The sequence below is a fragment of the Thalassobaculum sp. OXR-137 genome (assembly GCF_034377285.1).
Taxonomy (GTDB): Bacteria; Pseudomonadota; Alphaproteobacteria; order Thalassobaculales; family Thalassobaculaceae; genus Thalassobaculum.
On the sequence record NZ_CP139715.1, the window covers coordinates 3,021,535 to 3,045,548 of the forward strand.

Sequence of the window (24,014 nt, forward strand, 5' to 3'; positions counted from 1 at the left end):
GGGTCAGTCGGTGTCCTTGCCGATCAGCGACGGGATCAGGATGTCATAGAACCGCCTGACGAGGCGGGCCTGGCGGGCTGAGGCGACCGGGACGACGGCGATCCGGTCGGTGATGCAGTAGCCCATGCCGAAGGCCTGGAGCTGAAGCTGCCAATAGGTGCTGGTGACGCACTGGTCGCCGAGAATCAGGGGATGGCGCAGGATCGCCAGATTGATGAGCTCGGGGGCCTGGTACTGTCGGATCAACGGCCGGAAGAACGGAGTGATGTAGCCGCGATCGCCGGCCATCTTGGTCAGGCGCGGGTCGGCCGTATGCAGCGTCCGGAATCTCAGCCGGCCGTCCCTGCGGTCCATGGTGGTGAAGGAATATCCGTTGTGCTTCAGATAGCTCTGAAACGCTTCCGGCGAGTCCGAGGTGGCGGCCTTGGACCGGGCATCGGTGAGGCGGTCGAGCATACGGCTGTCCGGCAGATGATGGATCGCGCCGGGGAGAACCTGATCGCAGTCGCGCTCGAAGTCGGCCACCCACTCTTCCGGTAGGGCCCGAGCCAAGCGCTCCAGCAGCCGGTGGGACGGCCGCCAGTCGTCATGCAGCGTTCGATGGGTCTGGCTGGTCGAGACGCCGGCCAGGAGCGCCAGCTTGTACGGCGCTATGTGATTCTCTTCGAGCCAGACCCGTGCCATCTCTGTCAGTCGAAACAGGTCGAGTTCCACCTGGAACAGGGATCTCGGAATCGTCAGCTGATCCAGATCCAGTTCGAAGATGGAGGACAGATCAACGGGAGCATCAGCCATGGTCGAGAACCTGAGAGAACCGTCGTTCGTTCATTGAAGGCCTGGGAGTCGGTTGTGTGCCTGTCTGGTCGCGATCGACGGCCCGGGCGAAGCGCTATGACGAAGGCGAGGGTGGGCAAGGGAAAAGTTGGAGTGAACTACCTATATATCAATATTATTTGACGTTTATAAAAGTAAAATAAGTATTAATTCGTCGAAATAAATTCAAAATCAAATAATGCATCAAAAGAAAAATATAAAATATGAGAATTATTGTCTGTATATAGGCTTAAGTATTTTGTGTTTCAGTCGGATAATATTGCTTTCTACAATTTGAAGTCATATTTAAACATGAAGTACAAGAAGTAAATTTTCGATTTTCTGAAACAACCGCAAGCCGCAGATTGAAAATTTTCTATTAAAGGATTTCTGGAGACGGAGAGCCTGACAATGCTTTACGCGTATTTTTGTGGTGGTTTATAATGGTTTATCGTAGGATGCTCATTGGTGATGGGGTGGTGGGTTTAATATAATGAAGAGAATAAATAAATAATTGATTGGAATCATGAAGTATTCAGAAGGTATTTCTCGAAAGAATGGTCGTCGGGCGATTATGTATGATGAACTTTTGTTATCGATAAAAGTTCAGGTTCCTGTCCCGTCGGCGAGGGACGGCCGTGTGTTTTACTGAGGATAGCCGCGAGGCGCGATCGGCAGAGCGATCGATCGCCGAAATCCGCCACCGGATCGGCGAGGTCCGCGAAAGTCTGATCGATGAAATCATGGTATCGGCGGCGGAGCGCCTCGATCCGGATCCGGGAGGGGGTGGCGGCGCAGCGGCGGCCGAATCCGCCATTCGGCTGTCGCTTGTCGACAAAGCGCTCGTCGAGTTCGCTCCGGTGGGCGACCTGCTGGAGATCGCCGCCGGAGACAGCCGGCTTTCGGCCAGGCTTTCGGACCGGATCGGGGGCGGAGTCCGAACCCTGGATCGATCTCCGCAGGTCGGGATCGACCTGGATATGCCCTGGCCGAACGCCGCGGACTGCGTCCTCGCCCTCGATCCGTATCGCGGCACAGCCGATCCGATCCGTCTGACCCGGCGCCTCTACGGGGCCACGGCCCGCCTCCTGGTCCTGGACACCATGCTCCACGATTTTCCGTTTTCCGGCTGGATCCAGACCCTCTCGGACGCTCCGGCACCCGCCTCAGGCCCGCGCGGTCGGATGGCGATCGAATTGCAGCCGACCTATCGGGGGCTGATCGACAGCCTCTACCAGGTTGGCTTCGAGGCCGTAACCGAGGTCGTCCCGGCCCCGAGCCTGTTCGCGGCCCTGCCATATGCCACACCGTATCATGCGCATCGACGCGCGGTCTTCGTCGCCCAGAAAAGGGTGCCTTAGAACTGGCGGTCGGCCGTCGCGCAATATTCGCGATAGCTTGGAACCGACGGCTTCTCCGGGTCGTTGTGCTATCGGGCGCATGGGCGCCGATCCCGACCTGCGGAGACAACAATGGAAGAGACGGACCGGACGGCAATCGACCTCGATGCAAACGGCGTTCGCCTGAACGTGCACGCATCGTCTTTCATTTGCACCTACAGCGTGGACAAGCTGGCCTGGCGCTCGAAGATCACGACCGAGCAGTCCATCGCGATCCTCCGGGCGGCTGGAATGGCTGGAAACCCGAATGACCGCAGCTGAAGCTCCGGCGACGATGTCGCGTGCCCGGCGGGCGCGGCCTGCGTCGGACCTGGCCCGCGAACTCGATCGTCTCGACGGTCTCGCGGACCTGATGGACAGCCGGTTCCGCCTACCGGGAACGAATATCCGCTTCGGACTGGACGCGATCGTCGGTTTGCTCCCCGGGATCGGCGACGGGCTGGTGACGCTGCCGGCCTTCTACATCCTCGCCCGGGCGCACCGTATGGGCGTCCCGAAGAGCCTGCTGGTGCGCATGGCCATCAATGTCGGCATCGATTTCGCCATCGGCGCCGTTCCGCTGATCGGCGACCTGATCGATGTCGGATTCCGGGCGAACCGACGCAATGTGGCGCTCCTGCGCGATCACTTCGCCAAGGCGGCGGTCGTCTAGCGCCGACCGCCGACGACTGCTCCAGCCCTCTCAGTTCCCCCCTGCGTCGCGTCGTCGGCGCAGGGTGAAAACCCGCCACAGATACCAGGCGACAAGCACCGCGATGACGACGTTGCCGACCAGCGAGAGCGAGTTGGTCAGGACGTCCCGGCGCTCGCCCAGCCAATGTCCCGCCATGGTCAGGCCGCTGACCCAGATCAGAGAGCCGATGGTCGTGTAGAGCAGGAAAGGGACCCAGCCCATTCCAGCGACCCCGGCCGGAACCGAGATCAGGGTCCGGACCCCCGGGACCATCCGCCCGAACAGCACCGCCAGATGGCCCCAGCGCTGGAACCATTTCTGCGCGCCGTCCACATCGTCCGGCTGGATCGTCAGCCAATGGCCGTGGCGGGCGCAGAAGCGGCGGATGCGGTCGGCACCCAGGGCCAGACCGGCGACGTACCACAGGGTTGCCCCGGCGACCGAGCCGACCGTGCCGGCGATGATCACCGCGACGACGGACAGCTCGCCCCGCGCCGCGGCCAGTCCGGCCACCGGCATCACCACTTCGGAGGGGATGGGCGGGAAGACATTCTCCACGAACATCAGGAACCCGATGGCGGGCGCCCCCCAGGTCGCGATCCAGTCATTGATAAGCTCGACCATGGGGCATCCTTGCTTGTGGCAGTCTTCGCAGGGACAACGGCGCGGGCGGCGCCCGGTTGCCGGATAAGAACCCGCTATGTGGGAACGGGAGGGCAGGTTCCAACGACGGAACCCTCCGAAAGGCTGTGGGAAGGGTCCGCCAAAGCACTGCCATTCCTCGAAAAAGCCGATGCTGCATTGCAATATGATCGCGTTTTGGGTACTCCCTGTCTTCCTGGCCTGACAGGTCCGCCCACCCCGGCACCCAGGAGGGTACCTCGCTCGATACGCTCAAGAATGAATGGCTCGGCAATGTCCGCAACGACGTGCTGGCAGCCATGGTGGTGGCGCTCGCCCTGATCCCCGAAGCGATCGCCTTCTCGATCATCGCCGGCGTCGACCCCAAGGTCGGCCTCTACGCCTCGTTCTCCATCGCCGTGCTGACCGCGATCTGCGGCGGCCGCCCGGGCATGATCTCGGCGGCGACGGCGGCGACGGCGGTGCTGATGGTGACCCTGGTGCGGGACTACGGGCTGGAGTACCTGCTGGCGGCGACCGCCTTGGCCGGCCTGCTGCAGATTGCCTGCGGGTTCCTGCGGCTGGCGACCGTGATGCGGTTCGTGTCCAAAAGTGTGATGACCGGGTTCGTCAACGCGCTCGCCATCCTGATCTTCATGGCCCAGCTTCCCGAGCTGATCGACGTGCCGGGCCTGACCTATGTGATGGTGGCGGCCGGGCTGGCGGTAATCTACCTGCTGCCGCGCCTGACGACCGCCGTGCCGTCGCCACTGGTCTGCATCGTCATCCTGACGGCGGTGTCGCTCGGCTTCGGCCTGGATCTGCGCACGGTCGGCGATATGGGCGAGCTGCCGGACACCCTGCCGATCTTCCTGCTGCCGGACGTCCCGCTGACCCTGGAGACGCTGCAGATCATCCTGCCGTATTCCGCCGGCATCGCCGTGGTCGGCCTGCTGGAATCGCTGATGACGGCGACCATCGTCGACGATCTCACGGACACCTCGTCCAACAAACACCGCGAATGCGTCGGCCAGGGCATCGCCAATTTCGGCACCGCCTTCATCGGCGGCATGGCCGGCTGCGCGATGATCGGCCAGTCGGTGATCAACGTGAAGTCGGGCGGGCGGGGACGGCTGTCCTGTTTCCTGGCCGGCATCTTCCTGCTGATCGCCTGCGTGGTGCTCGGCGACTGGGTGAAGCAGATCCCGATGGCCGCCCTGGTGGCGATCATGATCATGGTCTCCATCGGCACGTTCAGCTGGCAGTCGATCAAGGACCTGCGGGTCCATCCGCGCAGTTCGTCGGTGGTCATGCTGGCCACGGTCGTGGTGGTAGTCGCCACCCATAATCTTGCCATCGGCGTGATCGTGGGCGTGCTGCTGTCCGGCATCTTCTTCGCCTGGAAGATCGCTCAGATCTTCCGGGTCACCTCGACCCTGTCTCCGGACGGATCGGCCCGGACTTATGTGGTGGAGGGCCAGGTGTTCTTCGCCTCGGCCGACAGCTTCCTGGCCTCCTTCGATTTCCGCGAGGCGCTGGAGAACGTCACCATCGACGTCTCGCGCGCCCATATCTGGGACATTTCCAGCGTCGCCGCCTTGGACACCGTCGTCTTGAAGTTTCGCCGCGAGGGCGCCAACGTCGAGATCGTGGGGCTGAACAAGGCCAGCGAGACGATCGTCGACAAGCTGGCGGTACACGACAAGCCCGGGGCCATGGACCGGCTGCTCGAGCATTGAGCGGCCGAACCGGGCACGGGCAACAAGGGAGGGCGGGATGAGCAAGATCGTCGCGATGATCGACGGCTCGATCTATTCGCAGAGCGTCAGCGACCACACGGCCTGGGCGGCCGAGCGGCTGGGCGCCACGGAGATCGAGCTGGTGCACGTGCTGGGCCGCCGCGAGGGGCCGAGCGCGCCCGCCGACCTGAGCGGCAGCTTCTCTGCCGGCATGCGCGAGGAACTGCTGAAGGAACTGGCAGATCTGGACGAGCTGAACGCCAAGGCGGCGCAGAAGCGGGGCCGGCTGATCCTGGAGGAGGCCCAGGCCTCGCTGAAGGCCAAGGGGATCACCACCATCGCTCCCCGGCTGCGCCACGGCGACCTGATCGAGACCCTGGCGGCGGTGGAGACCCGCGCCGACATGGTGGTGATCGGTAAGCGCGGATCGGCGGCCGATTTCGCCAAGATGCATCTCGGCTCCAACCTGGAGCGGGTGGTGCGGTCGTCGCACGTGCCGGTACTGATCACCTCGCGGGCATTCAAGCCGATCCGGCGGTTCCTCATCGCCTTCGACGGCGGACGGACGGCGCTGAAGGCGGTGGACTACGTGGCGCGCACGGCGCTGTTCTCCGGCCTGGAGTGCCACCTGCTGACGGTGGGCGAGCGCTCGGCCGAGATCGAGCGCAACCTGGACAATGCCAGGGCGCTGCTCAAGGGCGGCAACATCCAGGTCTCGCTCGACGTGATTCCGGGCCAACCGGACCAGGTGATCGCGAAATACGTGGAGGATGTGGGCATCGACCTGCTGGTCATGGGCGCCTACAGCCATTCGCGCTTCCGCCACCTGTTCCTGGGCTCGACCACCGAGGAGACGATCCGCAACTGCCTGATTCCGGCGCTGATCTACCGGTAGGGGGCGTACGGGTTCTCGCCGCGTTTTCGCTGAAACTCTAACCTCTCCGCGCTCCCCGGATTTATTCCGGGGCAAGTCTTCCGGCATGCGCGCAGGCTGAGGTCTTACCCCGGAATAAATCCGGGGAATGTGCAGAAGGGGGAGGGGAAAGCGGAGCGCGCTAAACCCGCAGCCCGTGGACGTCCTCGAGCACCAGGTCGGCCAGCGGTTCCAGCACGTCGCGGCCGCTGGCGCCGGAGAGAACGCCGATCACCAATCCGCATCCCGCCGCCCGGCCCGACGCCAGATCGGCCGGGGAATCGCCCACCATCGCCGTCTGCGCGGGCGCCAGCCCCCAGGCGGCCTGGGCGGCGCGAATCATACCCGGAGCCGGCTTCGCCCCGTGGCCGCTGTCATAACCGACGGTGAAGCTCAGATGCGGGGCGATACCCAGACGGTCGGCGGTCTCCCGCGCGCCGGTCTCGCTGTCGTTGGTGGCGAGGCCGCAGGCCATCCCGTCGCCGCACAGGCCGGCGAACAGCGCCGGCAGCGGGTCGATCGGGGTCAGATGCGCCATCGCCTGTTCGTGCCAGATCGTGTCGAGCCAGGGGATCAGCCGCGCGTCCTCCGGCAGATCCGGAGCCACAGCGCGCCAGAGCCGGGCGACCACGTCGGTGGTACCGGACGCGAGTTCCGTGCCGGGCAGGATGCGCCGGCGCTGGGGGCACCAGCCGCCGGCGACCATCATCTCCTCGGCCAGTGCCGGGCGCCCCAGATCCGCCGCCAACCGCTCCGCGCTGGCCCAGAAGGCCGGCGTCCAGGTTTCCTCGAAGCGGATCAGGGTGCCGTCCTTGTCGAACACGATGCCGCGAATGCCGGCGGCCATGAGGGCAGCGTGCACCATCGCTCGAGTCAGTCGGCGGACGGTCCGCGCCGGGCGCGGCGGATGCCGATCACCACGGTGATCATCCCGAACACCACCATCCACAGGGGCAGGATCCAGCGGTCGCGTGGATCCATCAGCCGTGCGTCTTCGGGATTGGCCGGATCGTAGGCCACCGACAGCATTTCCCCGGCCTGGGTCGGCCGGTAGGTGTCGGCGGCGGTGGCGGTCATGCCGCCATTGGCGGTGAGGTAGCGGACCGTCGGCCGGTAGAGGGTGAAGCCCTCGGTCGGATCGAAGGTCTCCACGGACACCACCTGCGCCTCCGCCTGTTCGGCGGAGACCAGGAAGGTGATGTGCTCGCGCAGACCGAAGACGCCGCCGGCAATCGCCAGCAACCCGACGATCACCAGGGTGCGCGGCCGGATCGCGAAGGGCGACCGAAAGCGCCTGGGCGGCGTTTCTTCAGGCTGGGTATCCGGGGACTCCGGACGGGGATCACGCGACACCTTCACTCGGCCGGACCTCGACGCCCCGGCTGTTCAGGAGCTCCATCAGCTCGCCCGTCTCGAACATCTCGCGCACGATGTCGCAGCCGCCCACGAACTCGCCCTTCACATAGAGCTGCGGGATCGTCGGCCAGCTCGAGTACTCCTTGATCCCTTCGCGCAGGGACGGATCGTCGAGCACGTTGATGCCCTTGAACTTGGTGCCGAGATGGCTGAGCACCTGGACCACGACGGCGGAGAATCCGCATTGCGGAAAGACCGGGGTGCCCTTCATGAACAGCACGACGTCGCTGCTGGCGACTTCGTCGTCGATCCGGGTCTTGAGAGCCTCGTCGAGCATCGTCACGCTCCTTTCAGTCTCTGGCCGCGCCGGTCATTCCGGGGCGGCGGTTTGCAGGGCGAGCGCATGCAACTCGGTCCCCATGCGTCCCTGAAGAGCTTTGTACACCAGCTGATGCTGCTGCACGCGGTTCTTTCCCGTGAAGGCAGACGACACGACATGGCATGCATAGTGGTCGCCGTCGCCGCGCAGATCCTCGATCGTCACATGGGCGTCCGGGAGCGCTTCCTTGATCAGGCGCTCGATTTCGTTCGCTTCCATGGCCATCGTCGTCTCTCCCTCTGCCGCCGTTTCAGCTCTCGGCGGCCATGTAAGTCGGCAGCCAGGCCTCGTGGCGGCGGCTCAGTTCCTCACCCGATATGAGGGGCATACCATTGAGTGTCAATTGACCGCCATCCGTCACGGTGCCGACCGCAGCGGCCGGAACGCCCGCCGACTCGGCGCGGGCGATCAGACCGGCGGCGTCCTTAGTGGTGACCACATAGCGGCCCTGATCCTCGCCGAAGGCCCAGGCGTGGGCGACGGCGCCCTCGGGTGCTGCCACATCGGCGCCGAAGCGCTTGGAGGCCAGCGCCATCTCCGCCACCGCGACCAGCAGGCCGCCGTCGGAGACGTCGTGACAGGCGCTCACGGCCCCCTCGTTGATCAGCGCGCGCACCAGATCGCCGGTCCGCTTTTCCGCCGCGAGGTCGATCGGCGGCGGCGCGCCTTCCTCCCGGCCGTCGATCTCGCGCAGGTACAGCGAGCAGCCCATCCACCCGTCCTTGCGGTCGGCGGGCTGGCCGAGAACGACCAGGGTCTCGCCGGCGGCTTTGAGGGCCGGGGTGGTGAGCTTGTTCACGTCTTCGATGACGCCGACGCCGCCGATGACGGGGGTCGGCAGGATCGCGGTCCCCTCGGTCTCGTTGTAGAGCGAGACGTTGCCCGACACGATCGGGTAGTCCAGCGCCCGGCAGGCATCGCCCATGCCGGTCACGCAGCCCACGATCTGGCCCATGATGACCGGCTTCTGCGGGTTGCCGAAGTTGAGGTTGTTGGTCGCGGCCAGCGGCGTCGCCCCGGTCGCTGTGATGTTGCGCCAGGTCTCCACCACCGCCTGCGCACCGCCAGTCTTCGGATCGGCGAGGCAGTAGCGCGGGGTGCAGTCCACGGTGACGGCGAGGCCGCGGTCGGTGTCGCGGATCCGGACCACGCCGCTGTCGGCACCCGGGCGGATCATCGTGTCGCCCATGACCAGGTGGTCGTACTGCTCCCAGATCCAGCGGCGGCTGGCCATGTCCGGACAGGACATCAGGGTCGCCAGCACCTCGCCCAGGGACGCTTTCGGTGCGGCGACGTCGGCGGCGGCGATGACCGGCTGCGGCGCGGTCGGCGTATGCGGGCGGTCGTATTCCGGCGCCTCGCCGACCAGCGGCTCGACGGGGATGTCGCACTGCACGACGCCATCCTTCTTCAGGACGATATGGCCGGTCTCGGTGACCGTGCCGATCACGGCGAAGTCCAGGTCCCACTTCTCGAACACCGCCCGCGCCTCGTCGGCGCTTTCCGGGCGGATGATCATGAGCATGCGCTCCTGGCTCTCCGACAGCATGATCTCGTAGGCGGTCATGCCCTCTTCGCGCACCGGCACGCGGTCGAGATCGAGCTCGATGCCGAGACCGCCCTTGTCGGCCATCTCGACGCTGGAGGAGGTGAGGCCGGCCGCCCCCATGTCCTGGATGGCGACGATGCAGTCGCGCTCCATCAGCTCCAGGCAGGCTTCGAGCAGCAGCTTCTCGGTGAACGGGTCGCCGACCTGGACGGTGGGCCGCTTCTCCTCGCTGTCCTCGTCGAACTCCTTGGACGCCATGGTGGCGCCATGGATGCCGTCGCGGCCGGTCTTGGCCCCGACATAGACCACGGAATTGCCCGGACCGGCGGCGGCCGAATAGAAGATCCGGTCGGCCTGGGCCAGACCCACGGTCATGGCGTTGACCAGGATGTTGCCGTTATAGGCCGGGTGGAAGTTCACCTCGCCGGCGACGGTCGGCACGCCGATGCAGTTGCCGTAGCCGCCGATGCCGGCGACCACGCCGGAGATCAGGTGCCGGGTCTTGGGATGGTCCGGGTCGCCGAAGCGCAGGGCGTTCAGGTTGGCGACGGGGCGCGCGCCCATGGTGAACACGTCGCGCAGGATGCCGCCCACACCGGTCGCCGCCCCCTGATAGGGCTCGATGAAGGACGGGTGGTTGTGGCTCTCGATCTTGAAGACCGCGGCCAGACCCTCGCCGATATCGATGACGCCGGCATTCTCGCCCGGGCCCTGGATCACGTGCGGTGCCTCGGTCGGCAGCGTCTTCAGCCAGCGCTTGGACGACTTGTAGGAGCAGTGCTCCGACCACATAACCGAGAAGATGCCCAGCTCGGTCAGGTTCGGCTCGCGGCCGAGGATGCGCAGGACGACCTGATACTCGTCTGGGGTCAGGCCGTGCTCGGCCACGACCTCGTCGGTGATGGCGGCGTTGGAAAGGGTCATTGTCTATCCGGTGTTCAGTGCAGCGCTTTGACCAGGCCGTCGAACAGGCCGCGCCCGTCGGTGCCGCCATGGAGGGCTTCGATCGCGTTCTCGGGATGCGGCATCAGGCCGAGCACCGTTTTGGTGTCGTTGTAGATGCCGGCAATGTCGCGCTGGGAGCCGTTCGGATTGCCGCCGGCGGCGCCGTCGGCCGAGACGTAGCGGAACGCGACCTGGCCGCGATCCTCCAGCCGGTCGAGGGTGTCCGGATCGGCGAAGTAGTTGCCGTCGTTATGGGCGACCGGCACCGAGATCACCTGGCCGTCGCTGTAGCCGCTGGTGAACAGGCTCTGCGAGGTCTCGACCTTCAGATGAACGGTCTTGCACACGAATTTCAGCCCGGCATTCCGCATCAGGGCTCCGGGCAGCATTCCGGCCTCGGTCAGGATCTGGAAGCCGTTGCACACACCCAGCACCGGCACGCCCTTGTCGGAGCGTTCCTTGACCGTGCGCATGGCGGGGGACAGGGCGCCCATCGCGCCGGCGCGCAGATAGTCGCCGTAGGAGAACCCGCCGGGCACGACGATCAGGTCGACGTCGGGGATCTCGGTTTCCTTGTGCCAGATCATGGCGGGGTCGCTGCCGGAGGCCTGGCGCAGGGCCATGACCATGTCGCGGTCGCGGTTAGATCCGGGGAAGACGATGATGGCCGATTTCATGGGCGCTCCAACGGCGGTTGCCCCGGCAGCTCGACGCTTCGGAGGCGGGGAGGACCTGTTTGGCGGGAAACTAGGGCCGAGCGCGTTCGTGTGCAAGCGCGGCAAGCAGGCCGGTCGTCAGGGGGCCTTCGGCGGCGTCCCGTCGGCGCCGATCCGGACCGTCGGCAGGCGCACGATGGCGGTGGTGCCGATGCCCAGTTCGCTTTGAATCTCAAGACTTCCGCCGTGCAGTTCCACGAAGGACTTGGACAGGGGGAGCCCCAGACCGATTCCCTCGTATTTCCGGCTCAGCGCACTGTCCACCTGCTCGAAGGGGCGCAGCACGATGTCGATGTCGCGCGGATGGATTCCGATTCCCGTATCGCAGACCCGTATCTGCAGGCCGTCGCCGTCGATTTCCGCCTCAATCGTCACCCGCCCGTCGGCCATGGTGAACTTCGCGGCGTTGGAGATCAGGTTGAACAGGATCTGCCGGATCAGCCGTCCATCGGCCCAGATCGGCGGCAGGTCGGCCGGAATTTCCATGGCGATCGGAGCCATGGCGCCGGTCTGCCGACTGCGCACCATGCCGACCGAGGCGGCGACTTCGGTGGCGATGTCGACCCGGCTCTCGCGCAGCATGATCTGGCCGATCTCGGCCCGGGTCAGGTCGAGCATGTCCTCGATCAGCGACAACAGGCTGTGGCCGCTCGCCTGGACGTCGCGGGCATAGGCCACGTAGTGCGGATCGCCGAGGGGGCCGAACACTTCGCTGACGAGAAGGTCCGAGAAGCCGATGATGGCGTTCAGCGGCGTGCGCAACTCGTGGCTGACCGTGGCCAGGAACATGGATTTGGCTCGGTTCGCCGTCTCGGCGTCGTGCAGCGCCCGCTGCAGGGCCTGCTGGGCCTGCTGCAACTCCTGACGATAGTCGGTTTCATCGACCGAGGTCCCCCGATAGCCGGCGAAGGCGCCGGTTTCGTCGTAGACCGGCACGCCGGACACCCGCCAATGCCGCATCGCGCCGGTCTCGTCCATGGTGGCGTAGCGGAAGTCGCGAAACGGCTCGTGCCGTTCGAGCGTTGCCTTGTGCTCGCGCCAGACGGGGGACAAGTCGGGATTGATCCGGGCGGCCTCCCACCGGGTCCGTCCGAGGAACTGGCTCGGCGGCGCGAACCCGCTGCTCGACCGCAGGTCCATCAGCAGGGTGAAGCGCAGTTTGGCGTCCAGCTCCCAGAACCGGTCCGAGCTCGCCCGCACGAAGTCGCGCAGGCGGACATCGCTTTCCCGCAGCGCCTGTTCGGCCCGCTTCAGTTCCGTGATGTCGCTGACGGTCGTGATCGTCCCGCCGTCCGGTAGACGGGAGTCCCGGATCAGATACCAGCGGTCTTCGGACCAGGGTATCAGGTGATCCTCGCCGCCGCGCTGATGCTGTGCGACCCGGCGCAGGATATAGGCCTCCAGATCGTCTTCCGCGTCCGGCGGCGGATTGACCCGCGTGCGTTCGCGGATGAGCTCCTCGAAGGTCATGCCGATCCGCATCGGCACCCCTGTCTCCCGCGCGATCTCCTGCATCGAGGAATTGACGTAGAGAAGGCGGTCGGCGGAGTCCCAGATTTCGATGCCCTGCCGGCTATGCTCCAGGCCGCGGCGCAGCAGCCCGTAGCTCAGCATGGCATCGCCGATCTCCTCGATGGCGGTGGGCCCGCGCATGTCGTAGGTGATGGCGATGTTTCCCGAGGGCAGGCGGGATCCGGAAATCAGCAGCACCGAACCGTTGTCGCGCAGCCGCTCGAGCTGATAGGGCAGGGCGTTCTTGGTAAAGTTCAGGCGCTCGCGGGTCCGCGCCTCGACGTCGCCGCCGCCGTAATCGCCGCGCTCGGCGTTCCGGCGCACCAGCCGCTCGTACGGCCAGCCAGGAACCAGCTCGGCCGGATCGACTTCGGCGAGGCGGGCGAAGCTGGAATTGCTGGCGACGAGCTTCAGGTCGGGGTCGAGAACGACGACCCCGACACTGGCGTGGGCGACTGCCTCCAGCAATACCGTGGCGTCATGGTCGAGGCGGCCGTCAGTCGGGGCGTTGGTATTCGGCGTCGGCACGGGCTCGGCTCAATTGCTCCAGGCGAACAGATCTTATCGCAGAATCGTCTGGAATAGCCGCGCGAAAATTACCGTCATTGGTGTGCCGCCGGTCGGCATGCCGGAGCGGCGGCTCAGCCGTCGATCCGGATGCTGTAGTTCTCGATGACCGTATTGGCCAGCAGACGCTCGCACATGGCCTTCACGTCGGCCTCCGCCTTGGCGGCATCGGTCTCGTCCAGGCTGATCTCGATGACCTTGCCCTGACGCACGTCGCCCACGCCCTGGAAGCCGAGGGTGGACAGCGCGTGGCCGATGGCCTTGCCCTGGGGGTCGAGGACGCCGGACTTCAGCGTCACATGAACGGTGGCTTTCATCGTCTAATCCCGTCTTATGCTCGGCGCCCGTCTCAGCGCCGGTTTCTCTGCGCCCGTTATTGAACGGCAATCGGACCCTTGAGGTCCATCGGTCCGGCTTCCGGCAGGACGCCGAGGCGCCGGGCCACTTCCTGATAGGCTTCCTTCACGCCGCCCAGATCGCGGCGAAAGCGGTCCTTGTCCATCTTTTCGTTCGTGGCGATGTCCCAGAGCCGGCAATTGTCCGGGCTGATCTCGTCCGCGAGCACGATCTGCACCTCGTCATGCTCGTTGTACCAGCGGCCGAACTCCAGCTTGAAGTCGACGAGCCGCAGGCCGACGCCGAGGAAAAGGCCGACCAGGAAGTCGTTCACCCGCAGCGAGAGGGTGACCATGTCGTCCAGGTCCTGGGTGGTCGCCCAGCCGAAGCAGGTGATGTGCTCCTCCGAGATCATCGGGTCGCCCAGCTCGTCGGACTTGTAATAGTACTCGATGATCGAGCGTGGGAGCTGCGCGCCTTCCTCCATGCCGAAGCGGGTCGCCAGAGAGCCGGCGACCACGTTGCGGACCACCACCTCGACCGGCAGGATCTCGACCTCGTGGACCAGCTGCTCGCGCATGTTCACGCGGCGGATGAAGTGATTGGGGATGCCGATCTCGGTCAGCTTCGTCATCAGGTATTCGCTGATGCGGTTGTTCAGCACGCCCTTGCCGGTGATCAGGCCGTGTTTCTTGTTGTTGAATGCGGTCGCGTCGTCCTTGAAGTACTGGATGATCGTACCGGGCTCGGGACCCTCGTACATGATCTTCGCCTTGCCCTCGTAGAGCTTGCGGCGTCTGGCCATCGGATGATCTCCAAATAGGCGGATCGAACGTCGGTTCGCATGCGTCGCGAGGTGCCAGCTTGGCCAGGCTCTCTGCGCGAGAATTCGGACCCTATATCAGCAGGACCCGGGCAACTCAATCACGCGGCTCAGCCGGCTGTCCGTTCGTCCGGCGTTTCCGGCCAGGCGTCGATCGTCTCGTAGGGCGTCCGGTCCGGGCGTCCGGCGGCGAAGCGGAGGACCGGCCGGCCTCCGCCGGGGGCGGGGAGGGCCACCAGGCTGGAGCTGCTGGTGCCGAACCCGGTATCGCTGACCACCGTCATCGCGCCGGCCGGGCCGGCATCGGCGGCGAAGTCCCGGGACCCGAGTAGCATGGCCCAGACGTCCCAGTCGCCCTCGCCCTCTGCACCGCCGGCCGGATCGGGGGCGGGAGCCGCCCGGAACCGATCCAGATAGCGCGCGACCCGGGCCGAGGCCTTGCGGTCGTTCAGGTCGTGGGCGGTCAGCATGGACACGCCCTCCGGCACCTTTTCCAAAGTGATCGACGAGTCTCCCCCGTCATCCTCGCGGTTCGCGATCCAATAGGCGTCGCGGCTGTCGGCGATCAGAAGGTTGAACCCCCGATAGCTCGACGGCTCGACGGTCGCCAGTGCCCGGGCGGCGTCGGCCGCGTCCGCATGCTCCAGCGCCTCCAGCACGAGCTCGCCGCGCGAGCGCTTGCCGCTGGCGGGGCCCAGGGTGCCGTGCCGGTTCAGGATACAGGCGACGACGCCGAAATCGTTGATGCCGAACCAGCTCCCGCCGGCCAGGACGTCGAGTCCGGCGACCACCTCGGGGCGGTCCGGCCAGTGCCGACCCGGCGCTTTCCACGGCCGGTCGGCCATCTCGTCTCGGTTGGCGCCGATGAGCACGGGCCATGTGTGGCCCGGCCGGCGCAGAATGATCACGCTGCACATGGGAGGCCATAAGTGGCCCGTCGCCGCGGTCTGGGCAAGCCCGAATGCGGCACGGCGGGGCGCGGCGAACTCCCGCGTTCACATCGCAGAGGGTGTTGTGTATGGTCCGCCCGTTTCGTCCCTACAGTGCTGCGGGCGACGCACCATATTGAGAGTTTCCGCCTAGCCTGGGAGGCGTGTGATGAGCGGGTTCGACGATCGTGAGAAGGCCCAAGAGAACAAGTCCGCGCATGATGCGGAGCTGCTGTTCAAGGCGACCGCGCGCCGCAACCGGATGCTGGGCGAGTGGGTCGCCGAGGAGTTTCTGGGGCTGACCGGCGACGCGCGCACCGAGTTCGCCAAGGAAGTGGTCGCCGCCGATTTCGACCGGCCGGGCGACAGCGACGTGGTGGAGTTCGTGCAGGCCAAGGTCAGCGCCGCCGGTGGCGAGCTGTCGGAAGCCCGTCTGCGCCACAAGATGAACGAGCTGCTGGTCGTGGCCACCGCGCAGATCAGCGCCGATTCCTGAGACGCCGGTCCCGAGGCCGTCGCCTTCAAGCGTGTCCGACAGATAGGCTGACATGAGCATTCCCGCCCTGCGTCCGGGCGACCGGACGCCCAACCTGATCTTCCCGGATCTGAAGGGCCGCTCGCGGCAGCTCTACCTCGAGGTTCGCGGCGGTCCCATTCTTGTCGCGGCCGTGCCAAGCCCGAACGAGGGCGAGGGGCGCAGCGTGCTCTCCGCATTGACCCGGCGGGCGGGAGCGTTGGACAAGATCGGCGCGCACCGGTTCGTGCTCATGCGTCGGGAACCCGATGGCGAGATCGACTCGGGCGCGATCGCGATGATCGATCCCTATGGGGACGGCATGCGGCTGTTCCGGCCGCTGCCGGAGGGCTCCGACAATGATGCGGACCGGCCGGCGGCGGCTGTCGCGGCGCTGGACGCCAACCAACGGGTGATCGCCCTCTTCACCACGGCCGACAGCCGCGACCCCGTCGGCGACGCGATCAAGGTCCTGGAAGTCGAGGCCAAGGCGGCCCGCGCCGGCGCCCAGCGGCTGGTGCGCTCGGCCCCGGCCATGATCCTGGACAAGCTGCTGCCGAATCCGCTCTGCGACGCGCTGATCGAGGCGTGGAAAGCGGACAACGTCGAGGGCACGGTCAACGACGGCTTCAAGAACGTCACCGACGACGCGGTGAAGCGCAACCGCGAGCACGTCGTCCGCGACCCGGAGATGCAGCGCACCATCGCCCAGCAGATCGGTCCGCGGGTGATGACCGAGATCCAGAAGGTCTTCAACTTCCGGTCGGCCCTCCGCTTCGAGATGCTGACGGTTCTGGGCTATGGCGAGGACCGCAAGGATTTCTTCGCCCCCCACCGCGACAGCCTGCGCTCCGAGCAGCGCCGCCGGTTCGCGGTCTCGCTTAACCTGAACGAGGGTTACGAGGGCGGGTAACTGACCTTTCCGGAATACGGTCCGCATCTCTACGCCCCGCCGAAAGGGGCCGGCGCGGTCTTCGGCTGCGAGGTTCTGCACGAGGCCAAGCCGGTGACCAAGGGCCAGCGCTGGGTGCTGACGACCTTCCTGATCGATCCTAAGTGACGGCGCCGTGCGCCGTCATCCCGGACCCATCCGGGATCTGACTCCGCCTCCCCCAAACCACACTCCCCGGATCTATTCCGGGGCCCGCGGTTCAGCGTGACCCGCCGTTGGATGGAGACCTCCAACGTTGACGCGGGCTGACGGGTAGGCCCCGGAATAAATCCGGGGAGTGTGAATGGTGGTTCGGCAGTGAGCTGGAGGGTGGGGCGCCGAGACAACGGCTCTCGCCTTTGGGCCCGCGTCGGTTCAGCGTCCGAGGTTCAGCGTCCGTTCGGTCCCTGGTGACCGTTCTCCTCGGCAACCATTCTCCACCACTCCCACACCCCCACTCCCCGGATTTATTCCGGGGCCCACGGTTCAGAGCGACCTGCCGCTGGATGGAGACCTCCAACGTTGACGCGTGCTCACGGGTAGGTCCCGGAATACATCCCGGGAGTGTGATTGGTGGTAGGAGCGAACACAGGAAGCGGCAGAACCCCCGCCGGCCCTAGCTCCCCGTCAGCTCCAGCACCTCGTCCTCGCCGACCCGGCGGCCGGTCTGGTGCCAGCCCAGGTGCCGGTAGACGGCCGAGGCCCGCAGGTTCGGATCCGGCGTGGCGCAGAGCCAGATCGGCGAGCAGCCCTCTTCACGCAGCCACGCCACCGCCAGCTCCAGCAGACGGCGGCCGATGCCGAACCCCTCGTAGCCCGGACGCACCGCCAGCACCTCCACCTCGCCGTCGCTGCGGTCGGCCATGCTGAACCCCACCACCTGGCCATCCGACTCGCAGAGCCAGCCCTTCAACTCGGCCGAGAGTCGCGGGATCAGGCTCTCGACCGTCACGCCGTAGTCTCGCTCCAACCGTTCCGGCGTGATCGCATTCTCGTTGGTGGTGAACCGCATCTCCAGCGCCGGGGCGATATCCGCGACTTCCATCTCGCGAAACGTCAGCGCCGGCGCGGCGAACTGGCTGCCGTCGGCGCGCCAGAGATAGCGCACGTCCGGCGTCTTCTCCTCGTTGCCGGCGCCGTCGGTGACCTCCACGGCCCGGAAGCCGTGGCGTTCGTAGAATCGGCGGGCCGGCATGTTCCGCTGGAAGGCCCAGAGCTGAAGCTGCGCGGACTCCCCCTGGGCACGGCGCAGCAGCTCGGTGCCGATGCCGCGGCGCCAGTGGGTGGGCAGCAGATACAGGTGCTCGATCCAGTCCCCGCCCGCACTGAGCGCCATGTAACCAACGCTGTCGCCGGAGTCCGTCGCGACCGTCACCCGGCCGTCGGGGAGCAGCCGGTTCTCCACGAACCAGAGGTCTTCTTCGGGGGTGTGAAGGTCGGGCAGCCAGGGCATCGCCGTCCGCATGGAGCGGCGCAGGATGCGGGCGATGGCCGGGGCGTCGGAGGCGAGGGCGGGCCGGTAGTCGATCATGCCTGCCCTCGCATCCCTTTCGGTTTACTCGGTGCGGCCGAACACGCGCTTGAAGATCGTGTCCACATGCTTGGTGTGGTAGCCGAGGTCGAACAGCCCGTCGAGCTGCTCGGCGCTGAGCGCGTCGGTCACTTCCTTGTCGGCGCCCAGCAGGGTGCGGAAATCCTTGCCCTCCAGCCAGACCGGCATGGCGTTGCGCTGGACCAGGCGGTAGGCGTCCTCGCGGCTCACCCCGGCCTGGGTCAGCGCCAGCATCACCCGCTGGCTGTGGATCAGGCCGCCGAGCTTGTCGAGATTGGCCTGCATGGTCTCCGGATAGACGATCAGCTTGTCGATCACCCCGGTCAGACGGGCCAGCGCGAAGTCCAGGGTCACCGTGGCGTCCGGCCCGATCATCCGCTCCACCGAGGAGTGGGAGATGTCGCGCTCGTGCCACAGGGCCACGTTCTCCATCGCCGGCACGACGGTCATGCGCACCAGCCGGGCGAGACCCGTCAGGTTCTCGGTCAGCACCGGATTGCGCTTGTGCGGCATGGCGGACGAGCCCTTCTGCTTCTCGCTGAAGAACTCCTCGGCCTCGCGGACTTCGGTGCGCTGGAGGTGACGGATCTCGGTGGCCAGACGCTCGACCGACGAGGCGACGACGCCGAGCACGGCGAAGAACATGGCGTGGCGGTCGCGCGGAATGACCTGGGTGGAGACCGGCTCGGCCACCAGGCCAAGCGCCTCGGCCACATGCTCTTCGACGAACGGGTCGATATTGGCGAAGGTGCCGACCGCGCCGGAGATGGCGCAGGTGGCGATCTCCTTGCGGGCGATCACCAGCCGCTCTCGGCAGCGCTGGAACTCCACATGGTGGGAGGCGAGCGTCACGCCGAAGGTGGTCGGCTCGGCATGGATGCCGTGGCTGCGGCCGACCTTGACCGTGTTCTTGTGCTCGAAGGCGCGGCGCTCGAGGGCGGCCAGCAGGGCGTCCACATCCTCGATCAGGATGTCGGCGGCGCGGGTGAGCTGAACGGCGAGGCAGGTGTCCAGCACGTCGGAGCTGGTCATGCCCTGGTGGACGAAGCGCGCTTCCGGCCCCACATGTTCGGCGAGGTTGGTCAGGAAGGCGATGACGTCGTGCTTGACCTCGGCCTCGATGGCGTCGATGCGGTCGACTTCGAAGGCGCCGCGCTCCCACACGGCCTTGGCGGCCTCCTTCGGGATCACGCCGAGTTCCGCCTGGGCGTCGCAGGCATGCGCCTCGATCTCGAACCAGATCCGGAACTTCGATTCCGGCGACCAGATGGACGCCATTTTCTCGCGGGAATAACGCGGGATCATGCGGGTAGGACTCCGGTGGCGAATATGAAGACAGGGTCATATCATCCGCCCCCGCCGGAGTCACCCGAACGAAGCGCCAGCCGCTGCCGGCATGCGGAGGAAATGAGACGATGAAGGTCAACGGAATCCACTACCGCCCGATCTGGCAGGCCAAGGACGGCACGGCGGTCGAGATCATCGACCAGACGAAGCTGCCGCACGCCTTCGAGACGCTTCGGCTGTCGTCCATGGCCGACGCGGCCCATGCCATCAAGGCGATGCTGGTGCGCGGGGCGCCGCTGATCGGCGCGACGGCCGCCTGGGGCCTGTGGCTGGCGATGCGCGAGGATGCGTCGGACGGCAATCTGGAGAAGGCGTACACCACGCTGATGGCGACGCGACCTACGGCGGTGAACCTGCGCTGGGCGCTGGATGCCGGCCGGGCAAAGCTGGCACCGCTGGCCCCCGACGCGCGGGTGGCGGCGGCCAAGGCCTTTGCCGAGCAGGTCTGCGACGAGGATGCCGAGCTGAACCATGAGATCGGCCGTCACGGGCTGGAGATCATCCGCGCCATCGCGGCGAAGAAGCCGGACAAGACCGTCAACATCCTGACCCACTGCAACGCCGGCTGGCTGGCGACGGTGGATTGGGGGACGGCGACCTCGCCGATCTACCAGGCGCATGACGAGGGGATTCCGGTACATGTCTGGGTCGACGAGACCCGGCCGCGCAACCAGGGCGCCTTCCTCACCGCCTGGGAGCTGAACAATCACGGGGTGCCGCACACGGTGATCGTCGACAATGCCGGCGGCCACCTGATGCAGCACGGCCAGGTCGACATGGTCATCACCGGCACCGACCGGGTGACGGCAAATGGCGACGTGGCCAACAAGATCGGGACGTATTTGAAGGCGCTCGCCGCCTATGACAACGGCGTGCCGTTCTACGTGGCGCTGCCCAGTCCGACGATCGACTGGACGCTGGATGACGGCATGAAGATCGAGATCGAGGAGCGCTCCGGCGAGGAGGTCACGAAAATCCCCGGCCGGTTGGACGACGGGACGCTGGCGTCGGTGACGATCACGCCGAAGGGCTCGCCGGCGGGCAATCCGGCCTTCGACGTGACGCCCGCGCGGCTGGTGACGGGGCTGATCACCGAGCGCGGCGTGTGCGAGGCGACCCCCACGGGGCTGCTCTCGCTGTTCCCGGAACACCGGGCGGCGGGGGAGTAGGGGGCGCGGACGACCCTCTTCCGCTGTAGGTCACTCCCCGGATTTATTCCGGGGTGATCGGTGGGAGCGGGCGTGGTCGTCGGGAGGAGATCTGCGGCGCCCGCCCAAGCTGACGGGATCGCCCCGGAATGAATCCGGGGAGTGTTCTTTGGGGGGTGAGGCTGGTTCATCCGTTTCCGCGTCGTCTGCACCTGCTAGCTCCTAATTCAACGCACTCCCCGGATTTATTCCGGGGTGATCGGTGGGAGCGGGCGTGGCCGTGGAGAGGCGATCTGCGGCGGCTGCCCAGGCTGACGGGATTGCCCCGGAATGAATCCGGGGAGTGTTCTTTGGGGGGTGAGGCTGGTTCATCCGTTTCCGCGTCGTCTGCACCTGCTAGCTCCTAATTCAACGCACTCCCCGGATTTATTCCGGGGTGATCGGTGGGAGCGGGCGTGGCCGCCGGGAGGAGATCTGTAGCGCCCGCCCAAGCTGACGGGATGGCCCCGGAATGAATCCGGGGAGTGTCCTTTTGGGGGGTGAGGGTGGTTTATCCGTTTCCGTGCCGTCTGCTCCCGAAACCTCCTAAACGCACTCCCCGGATTTATTCCGGGGCAATCGGTGGGCTCAGGCGTGGTCGTCGGAAGGAGACCCCCGGCGCCCGCTCAAGCTGACGGGATCGCCCCGGAATGAATCCGGGGAGTGTTCTTTTGTGTGGGGGAGGGGAGTTCATCCGTTACCGAGCCGCCTGCACCTGCCGGCTCCTCCTCAACGCACTCGCCGCATTCCTTCCCGGAAGCGTCGGAAACGGGAGCGCCGGGGTCCGGGCGGTCGCGGCGTCCGGCGGCGGCTTGGGGGCGATGGCCGTCGGAGCGCGGGCCGGCGCGGACCCCGGCAGGGAAACGGCGGCGCGAGGAACCCGGTCTGCCCCGTGCCCGTCTCCCCCGACCCTTGCATGGACGGGCCAGAGGCGTTTTCCCGCATCCGGCGGCGCCTCGATAATTGACCCGCCGGGCCGCAGCCCTATCCTCCAGCTCTGGCAACACGAGGTCCGACCATGCGCCGCCGCTTCCTGCTCGCCCTGTCCGCCTTCCTTCTCCTGCTGCCGGGGCTCGCCGCCGCGCGGGATACGCTGACCATCGGCGTGAGCCAGTATCCCTCGACCCTGAACCCGATGATCGACGCGATGCTGGCCAAGTCCTACGTGCTGGCCGCCACCCAGCGCCAGCTAACCATCGAGGGCCATGACTGGGAGACGGTCTGCCAGCTCTGCGTCAAGCTGCCGAGCCTGGAGGAGGGCGATGCCGAGACCTTCCCGTCCAAGACCGAGGAGGGCGAGCCGGTCACCGGCGTGCGCAAGACCTACGCGATCCGCGACGACGCGTTCTGGGCCGACGGCACACCCGTCACCACCGACGACGTGCTGTTCGCCTGGGAGATGGGCCGCAATCCGGAGACCGGGGTCGACACCCTGAAGGCCTATCAGGACGTGCTCGACATCGAGGTGGACGGACCCAAGCGCTTCACCATCGTCAGCCGCAAGCTGGACTACCGCTACCGCTCCATGGGCGATTTCGCGGTCATGCCGGCCCATCTCGACCGCCCGGCCTTCGCCGAGCCGAAGGAATACCGCAACCGCACCCTGTACCAGACCGACCCGACCAATCCGGGCCTGTGGAATGGGCCGTACCGGGTCGCCGAGGTGCAGGTCGGCAGCCAGATCGTCCTGGCCCGCAACGAGCACTGGAAGGGCACGCCGCCGGCCTTCGACCGGGTGGTGATCCGCGCCATCGAGAACACCTCCGCCCTGGAGGCCAACCTGCTCTCGGGATCCATCGACATGATCGCCGGCGAGAGCGGCCTCGCCATCGACCAGGCCATCGCCTTCGAGAAGCGCCACGGCGACGCCTACACCGTGATCTATCAGCCGGGTCTGATCTACGAGCACCTGGACGTCATGCTGTCCAACCCGATCCTGGGCGACCTGAAGGTGCGCCAGGCGCTGCTGCACGCGGTCGACCGGGAGGCGATCAACAACCGCCTGTTCGCCGGCAAGCAGCCGGTGGCGACCGGCTCGGTCAATCCGCTGGACTGGACCTACACGACCGAGGGCGTGCCGACGTATCCCTACGATCCGGCGGCGGCCGAGGCGCTGCTGGAGGCGGCCGGCTGGACACCGGGGCCGGGCGGCATCCGGGTCAATGCCGAGGGCCAGAAGCTCTCCGTCTCGCTGATGACCACCGCCGGCAACCGCACCCGCGAGTTGGTGCAGCAGGTGCTGGCCGATTACTGGAAGCGGGTCGGGGTCGAGACCGTGATCCGCAACGAGCCGCCGCGGGTGTTCTTCGGCGAGACCGTCTCCAAGCGCCGCTTCACCGGGCTCGCCATGTTCGCCTGGCTGTCGGCGCCCGAGCACCTGCCGCGCACCACCCTGCATTCGGAGTCGATCCCGACCGAGGCGAACAACTGGGGTGGCCAGAACTACACCGGCTATGCCAGCCCGGAGATGGACCGGCTGATCGACGCGATCCAGATCGAGCTGGACCGGGACAAGCGGGGCGCGCTCTGGGCGGAGTTCCAGCGGCTCTACGCCACCGACCTGCCCGTCCTGCCGCTGTATTTCCGGGCCGACAGCTACATTCTGCCCAAATGGCTGGAAGGCGTGCGGCCGACGGGGCACAAATACACCACCACCAACTGGATCGAAGAGTGGCGGGTGGCGGAGTAGCGGGGAGAGGTCGTGACGGGGGAACGGAATACATCGGGCGCGCGGACGACCGTCCGGGCGGACGTGGCGTGGGATGGGGTCGGCCATCCGCTGCTGAGCGGCCTATACGCCTATTGGGACGCCAAGCGCGGCGACCGCCTGATGCCGGCGCGCGCGGATCTCGATCCGCTGGATATCCCCCAGGTCCTCAGCCACCTGATCCTGCTCGACGTGACCCACGACCCGCTGCGCTTCCGGGTGCGGCTCTACGGCACCGAGGTCGCCGACCTGCGGGGCCGCGACCTGACCGGGCGCTATCTGTACGAGGGCGCGCCCACCAGCATCGGCGAGACCACCCGCCCCTGGAACCTCGCCACGGTGGAGACCCGCCGACCGCACTACGTGACCGGACCGTACGAGGACATCAGCAACGAACGGATCGGCACCTTCCACCGCCTGGGCCTGCCGCTCTCGGTGCGCGGGGAGCGGGTGGACATGCTGATGATCGCCCTGGTGCGGGAGTGGGAGGACGATATGACTTGAA

At 66.5% G+C, this 24,014-nt stretch carries 24 protein-coding genes; 10 read left to right on the forward strand and 14 right to left on the reverse strand.

Annotated features, from left to right (window positions below; all coding sequences use genetic code 11):
* Positions 1-3 precede the first annotated feature (3 nt).
* A complete protein-coding gene (locus T8K17_RS14230) occupies positions 4-795 on the reverse strand; it encodes a hypothetical protein (protein ID WP_322330394.1) in 792 nt (263 codons plus the stop codon).
* A 656-nt stretch (positions 796-1,451) separates the two neighbouring features.
* Between T8K17_RS14230 and T8K17_RS14235 the strand changes: the two genes are divergently transcribed.
* The 3 genes from T8K17_RS14235 (at position 1,452) to T8K17_RS14245 (ending at position 2,865) form a co-directional block, all read left to right on the forward strand.
* The gene (locus T8K17_RS14235; RefSeq protein WP_322330395.1) at positions 1,452-2,174 is read left to right on the forward strand and encodes a hypothetical protein; all 723 of its coding nucleotides are present in this window, start codon (positions 1,452-1,454) and stop codon (positions 2,172-2,174) included.
* A 111-nt stretch (positions 2,175-2,285) separates the two neighbouring features.
* Positions 2,286-2,474 (forward strand): hypothetical protein, encoded by a 189-nt coding sequence (locus T8K17_RS14240; protein ID WP_322330396.1) that lies wholly within the window; start codon positions 2,286-2,288, stop codon positions 2,472-2,474.
* Positions 2,461-2,865 carry a DUF4112 domain-containing protein gene (locus T8K17_RS14245; protein ID WP_322330397.1) on the forward strand — a complete coding sequence of 135 codons (405 nt, stop codon included), beginning with the start codon at positions 2,461-2,463 and terminating at the stop codon, positions 2,863-2,865. Before T8K17_RS14240 ends, T8K17_RS14245 begins: the two co-directional genes overlap by 14 nt.
* Before the next feature lie 30 nt (positions 2,866-2,895).
* On the opposite strand, the gene T8K17_RS14250 is transcribed toward T8K17_RS14245, so the two are convergent.
* Positions 2,896-3,510 (reverse strand): DedA family protein, encoded by a 615-nt coding sequence (locus T8K17_RS14250; protein ID WP_322330398.1) that lies wholly within the window; start codon positions 3,508-3,510, stop codon positions 2,896-2,898.
* Positions 3,511-3,815: 305 nt separating this feature from the next.
* Between T8K17_RS14250 and T8K17_RS14255 the strand changes: the two genes are divergently transcribed.
* Both T8K17_RS14255 and T8K17_RS14260 read left to right on the forward strand, forming a co-directional pair.
* Positions 3,816-5,246 carry a SulP family inorganic anion transporter gene (locus tag T8K17_RS14255; protein WP_416153111.1) on the forward strand — a complete coding sequence of 477 codons (1,431 nt, stop codon included), beginning with the start codon at positions 3,816-3,818 and terminating at the stop codon, positions 5,244-5,246.
* Positions 5,247-5,283: 37 nt separating this feature from the next.
* Positions 5,284-6,141, forward strand: coding sequence for a universal stress protein (locus tag T8K17_RS14260; RefSeq protein ID WP_322330399.1), 858 nt, complete (start codon positions 5,284-5,286; stop codon positions 6,139-6,141).
* A gap of 160 nt (positions 6,142-6,301) precedes the next feature.
* Here T8K17_RS14260 and T8K17_RS14265 read toward each other — a convergent pair whose 3' ends face one another.
* From T8K17_RS14265 to T8K17_RS14310, 10 genes are all read right to left on the reverse strand, one after another.
* Positions 6,302-7,024 carry an HAD family hydrolase gene (locus T8K17_RS14265; protein ID WP_322330400.1) on the reverse strand — a complete coding sequence of 241 codons (723 nt, stop codon included), beginning with the start codon at positions 7,022-7,024 and terminating at the stop codon, positions 6,302-6,304.
* An 8-nt stretch (positions 7,025-7,032) separates the two neighbouring features.
* Entirely contained in the window at positions 7,033-7,512 is a 480-nt protein-coding gene (locus T8K17_RS14270; protein WP_322330401.1) for a DUF3592 domain-containing protein, read from the reverse strand.
* On the reverse strand, positions 7,502-7,852 hold the full coding sequence (grxD, locus tag T8K17_RS14275) for a Grx4 family monothiol glutaredoxin (RefSeq protein ID WP_322330402.1): 351 nt from the start codon (positions 7,850-7,852) through the stop codon (positions 7,502-7,504). The genes T8K17_RS14270 and grxD overlap by 11 nt, the downstream gene beginning before the upstream one ends.
* A 33-nt stretch (positions 7,853-7,885) precedes the next feature.
* The gene (locus T8K17_RS14280) at positions 7,886-8,119 is read right to left on the reverse strand and encodes a BolA family transcriptional regulator (RefSeq protein WP_322330403.1); all 234 of its coding nucleotides are present in this window, start codon (positions 8,117-8,119) and stop codon (positions 7,886-7,888) included.
* A 25-nt stretch (positions 8,120-8,144) separates the two neighbouring features.
* Entirely contained in the window at positions 8,145-10,367 is a 2,223-nt protein-coding gene (purL, locus tag T8K17_RS14285; protein WP_322330404.1) for a phosphoribosylformylglycinamidine synthase subunit PurL, read from the reverse strand.
* A 14-nt stretch (positions 10,368-10,381) separates the two neighbouring features.
* Positions 10,382-11,065, reverse strand: a complete 684-nt coding sequence (purQ, locus tag T8K17_RS14290; protein WP_322330405.1) for a phosphoribosylformylglycinamidine synthase subunit PurQ — start codon at positions 11,063-11,065, stop codon at positions 10,382-10,384.
* 117 nt (positions 11,066-11,182) lie between these two features.
* Positions 11,183-13,144 (reverse strand): PAS-domain containing protein, encoded by a 1,962-nt coding sequence (locus T8K17_RS14295; RefSeq protein ID WP_322330406.1) that lies wholly within the window; start codon positions 13,142-13,144, stop codon positions 11,183-11,185.
* Positions 13,145-13,257: 113 nt separating this feature from the next.
* Positions 13,258-13,500, reverse strand: coding sequence for a phosphoribosylformylglycinamidine synthase subunit PurS (gene purS, locus T8K17_RS14300; protein ID WP_322330407.1), 243 nt, complete (start codon positions 13,498-13,500; stop codon positions 13,258-13,260).
* Between the two features lie 56 nt (positions 13,501-13,556).
* The gene (purC, locus tag T8K17_RS14305) at positions 13,557-14,324 is read right to left on the reverse strand and encodes a phosphoribosylaminoimidazolesuccinocarboxamide synthase (protein ID WP_322330408.1); all 768 of its coding nucleotides are present in this window, start codon (positions 14,322-14,324) and stop codon (positions 13,557-13,559) included.
* 128 nt (positions 14,325-14,452) lie between these two features.
* Positions 14,453-15,259: an NRDE family protein gene (locus tag T8K17_RS14310; RefSeq protein ID WP_322330409.1), complete on the reverse strand. Its 807-nt coding sequence runs from the start codon at positions 15,257-15,259 to the stop codon at positions 14,453-14,455.
* 181 nt (positions 15,260-15,440) lie between these two features.
* On the opposite strand from T8K17_RS14310, the gene T8K17_RS14315 reads away from it, so the two are divergent.
* Both T8K17_RS14315 and T8K17_RS14320 read left to right on the forward strand, forming a co-directional pair.
* Positions 15,441-15,767, forward strand: coding sequence for a DUF1476 domain-containing protein (locus T8K17_RS14315; protein ID WP_322330410.1), 327 nt, complete (start codon positions 15,441-15,443; stop codon positions 15,765-15,767).
* 52 nt (positions 15,768-15,819) lie between these two features.
* Entirely contained in the window at positions 15,820-16,698 is an 879-nt protein-coding gene (locus T8K17_RS14320) for a hypothetical protein (protein WP_322330411.1), read from the forward strand.
* A gap of 634 nt (positions 16,699-17,332) precedes the next feature.
* Here T8K17_RS14320 and T8K17_RS14325 read toward each other — a convergent pair.
* Both T8K17_RS14325 and purB read right to left on the reverse strand, forming a co-directional pair.
* Positions 17,333-18,247, reverse strand: coding sequence for a GNAT family N-acetyltransferase (locus T8K17_RS14325; RefSeq protein WP_322330412.1), 915 nt, complete (start codon positions 18,245-18,247; stop codon positions 17,333-17,335).
* A 24-nt stretch (positions 18,248-18,271) separates the two neighbouring features.
* A complete protein-coding gene (purB, locus tag T8K17_RS14330) occupies positions 18,272-19,573 on the reverse strand; it encodes an adenylosuccinate lyase (protein WP_322330413.1) in 1,302 nt (433 codons plus the stop codon).
* A gap of 110 nt (positions 19,574-19,683) precedes the next feature.
* Here purB and mtnA point away from each other — a divergent pair, with 110 nt between their 5' ends.
* From mtnA to T8K17_RS14345, 3 genes are all read left to right on the forward strand, one after another.
* Positions 19,684-20,784: an S-methyl-5-thioribose-1-phosphate isomerase gene (gene mtnA / locus T8K17_RS14335; RefSeq protein ID WP_322330414.1), complete on the forward strand. Its 1,101-nt coding sequence runs from the start codon at positions 19,684-19,686 to the stop codon at positions 20,782-20,784.
* 1,036 nt (positions 20,785-21,820) lie between these two features.
* Entirely contained in the window at positions 21,821-23,491 is a 1,671-nt protein-coding gene (locus T8K17_RS14340; RefSeq protein WP_322330415.1) for a peptide ABC transporter substrate-binding protein, read from the forward strand.
* A gap of 12 nt (positions 23,492-23,503) precedes the next feature.
* A complete protein-coding gene (locus T8K17_RS14345; protein WP_322330416.1) occupies positions 23,504-24,013 on the forward strand; it encodes a PAS domain-containing protein in 510 nt (169 codons plus the stop codon).
* Position 24,014: the final 1 nt, after the last annotated feature.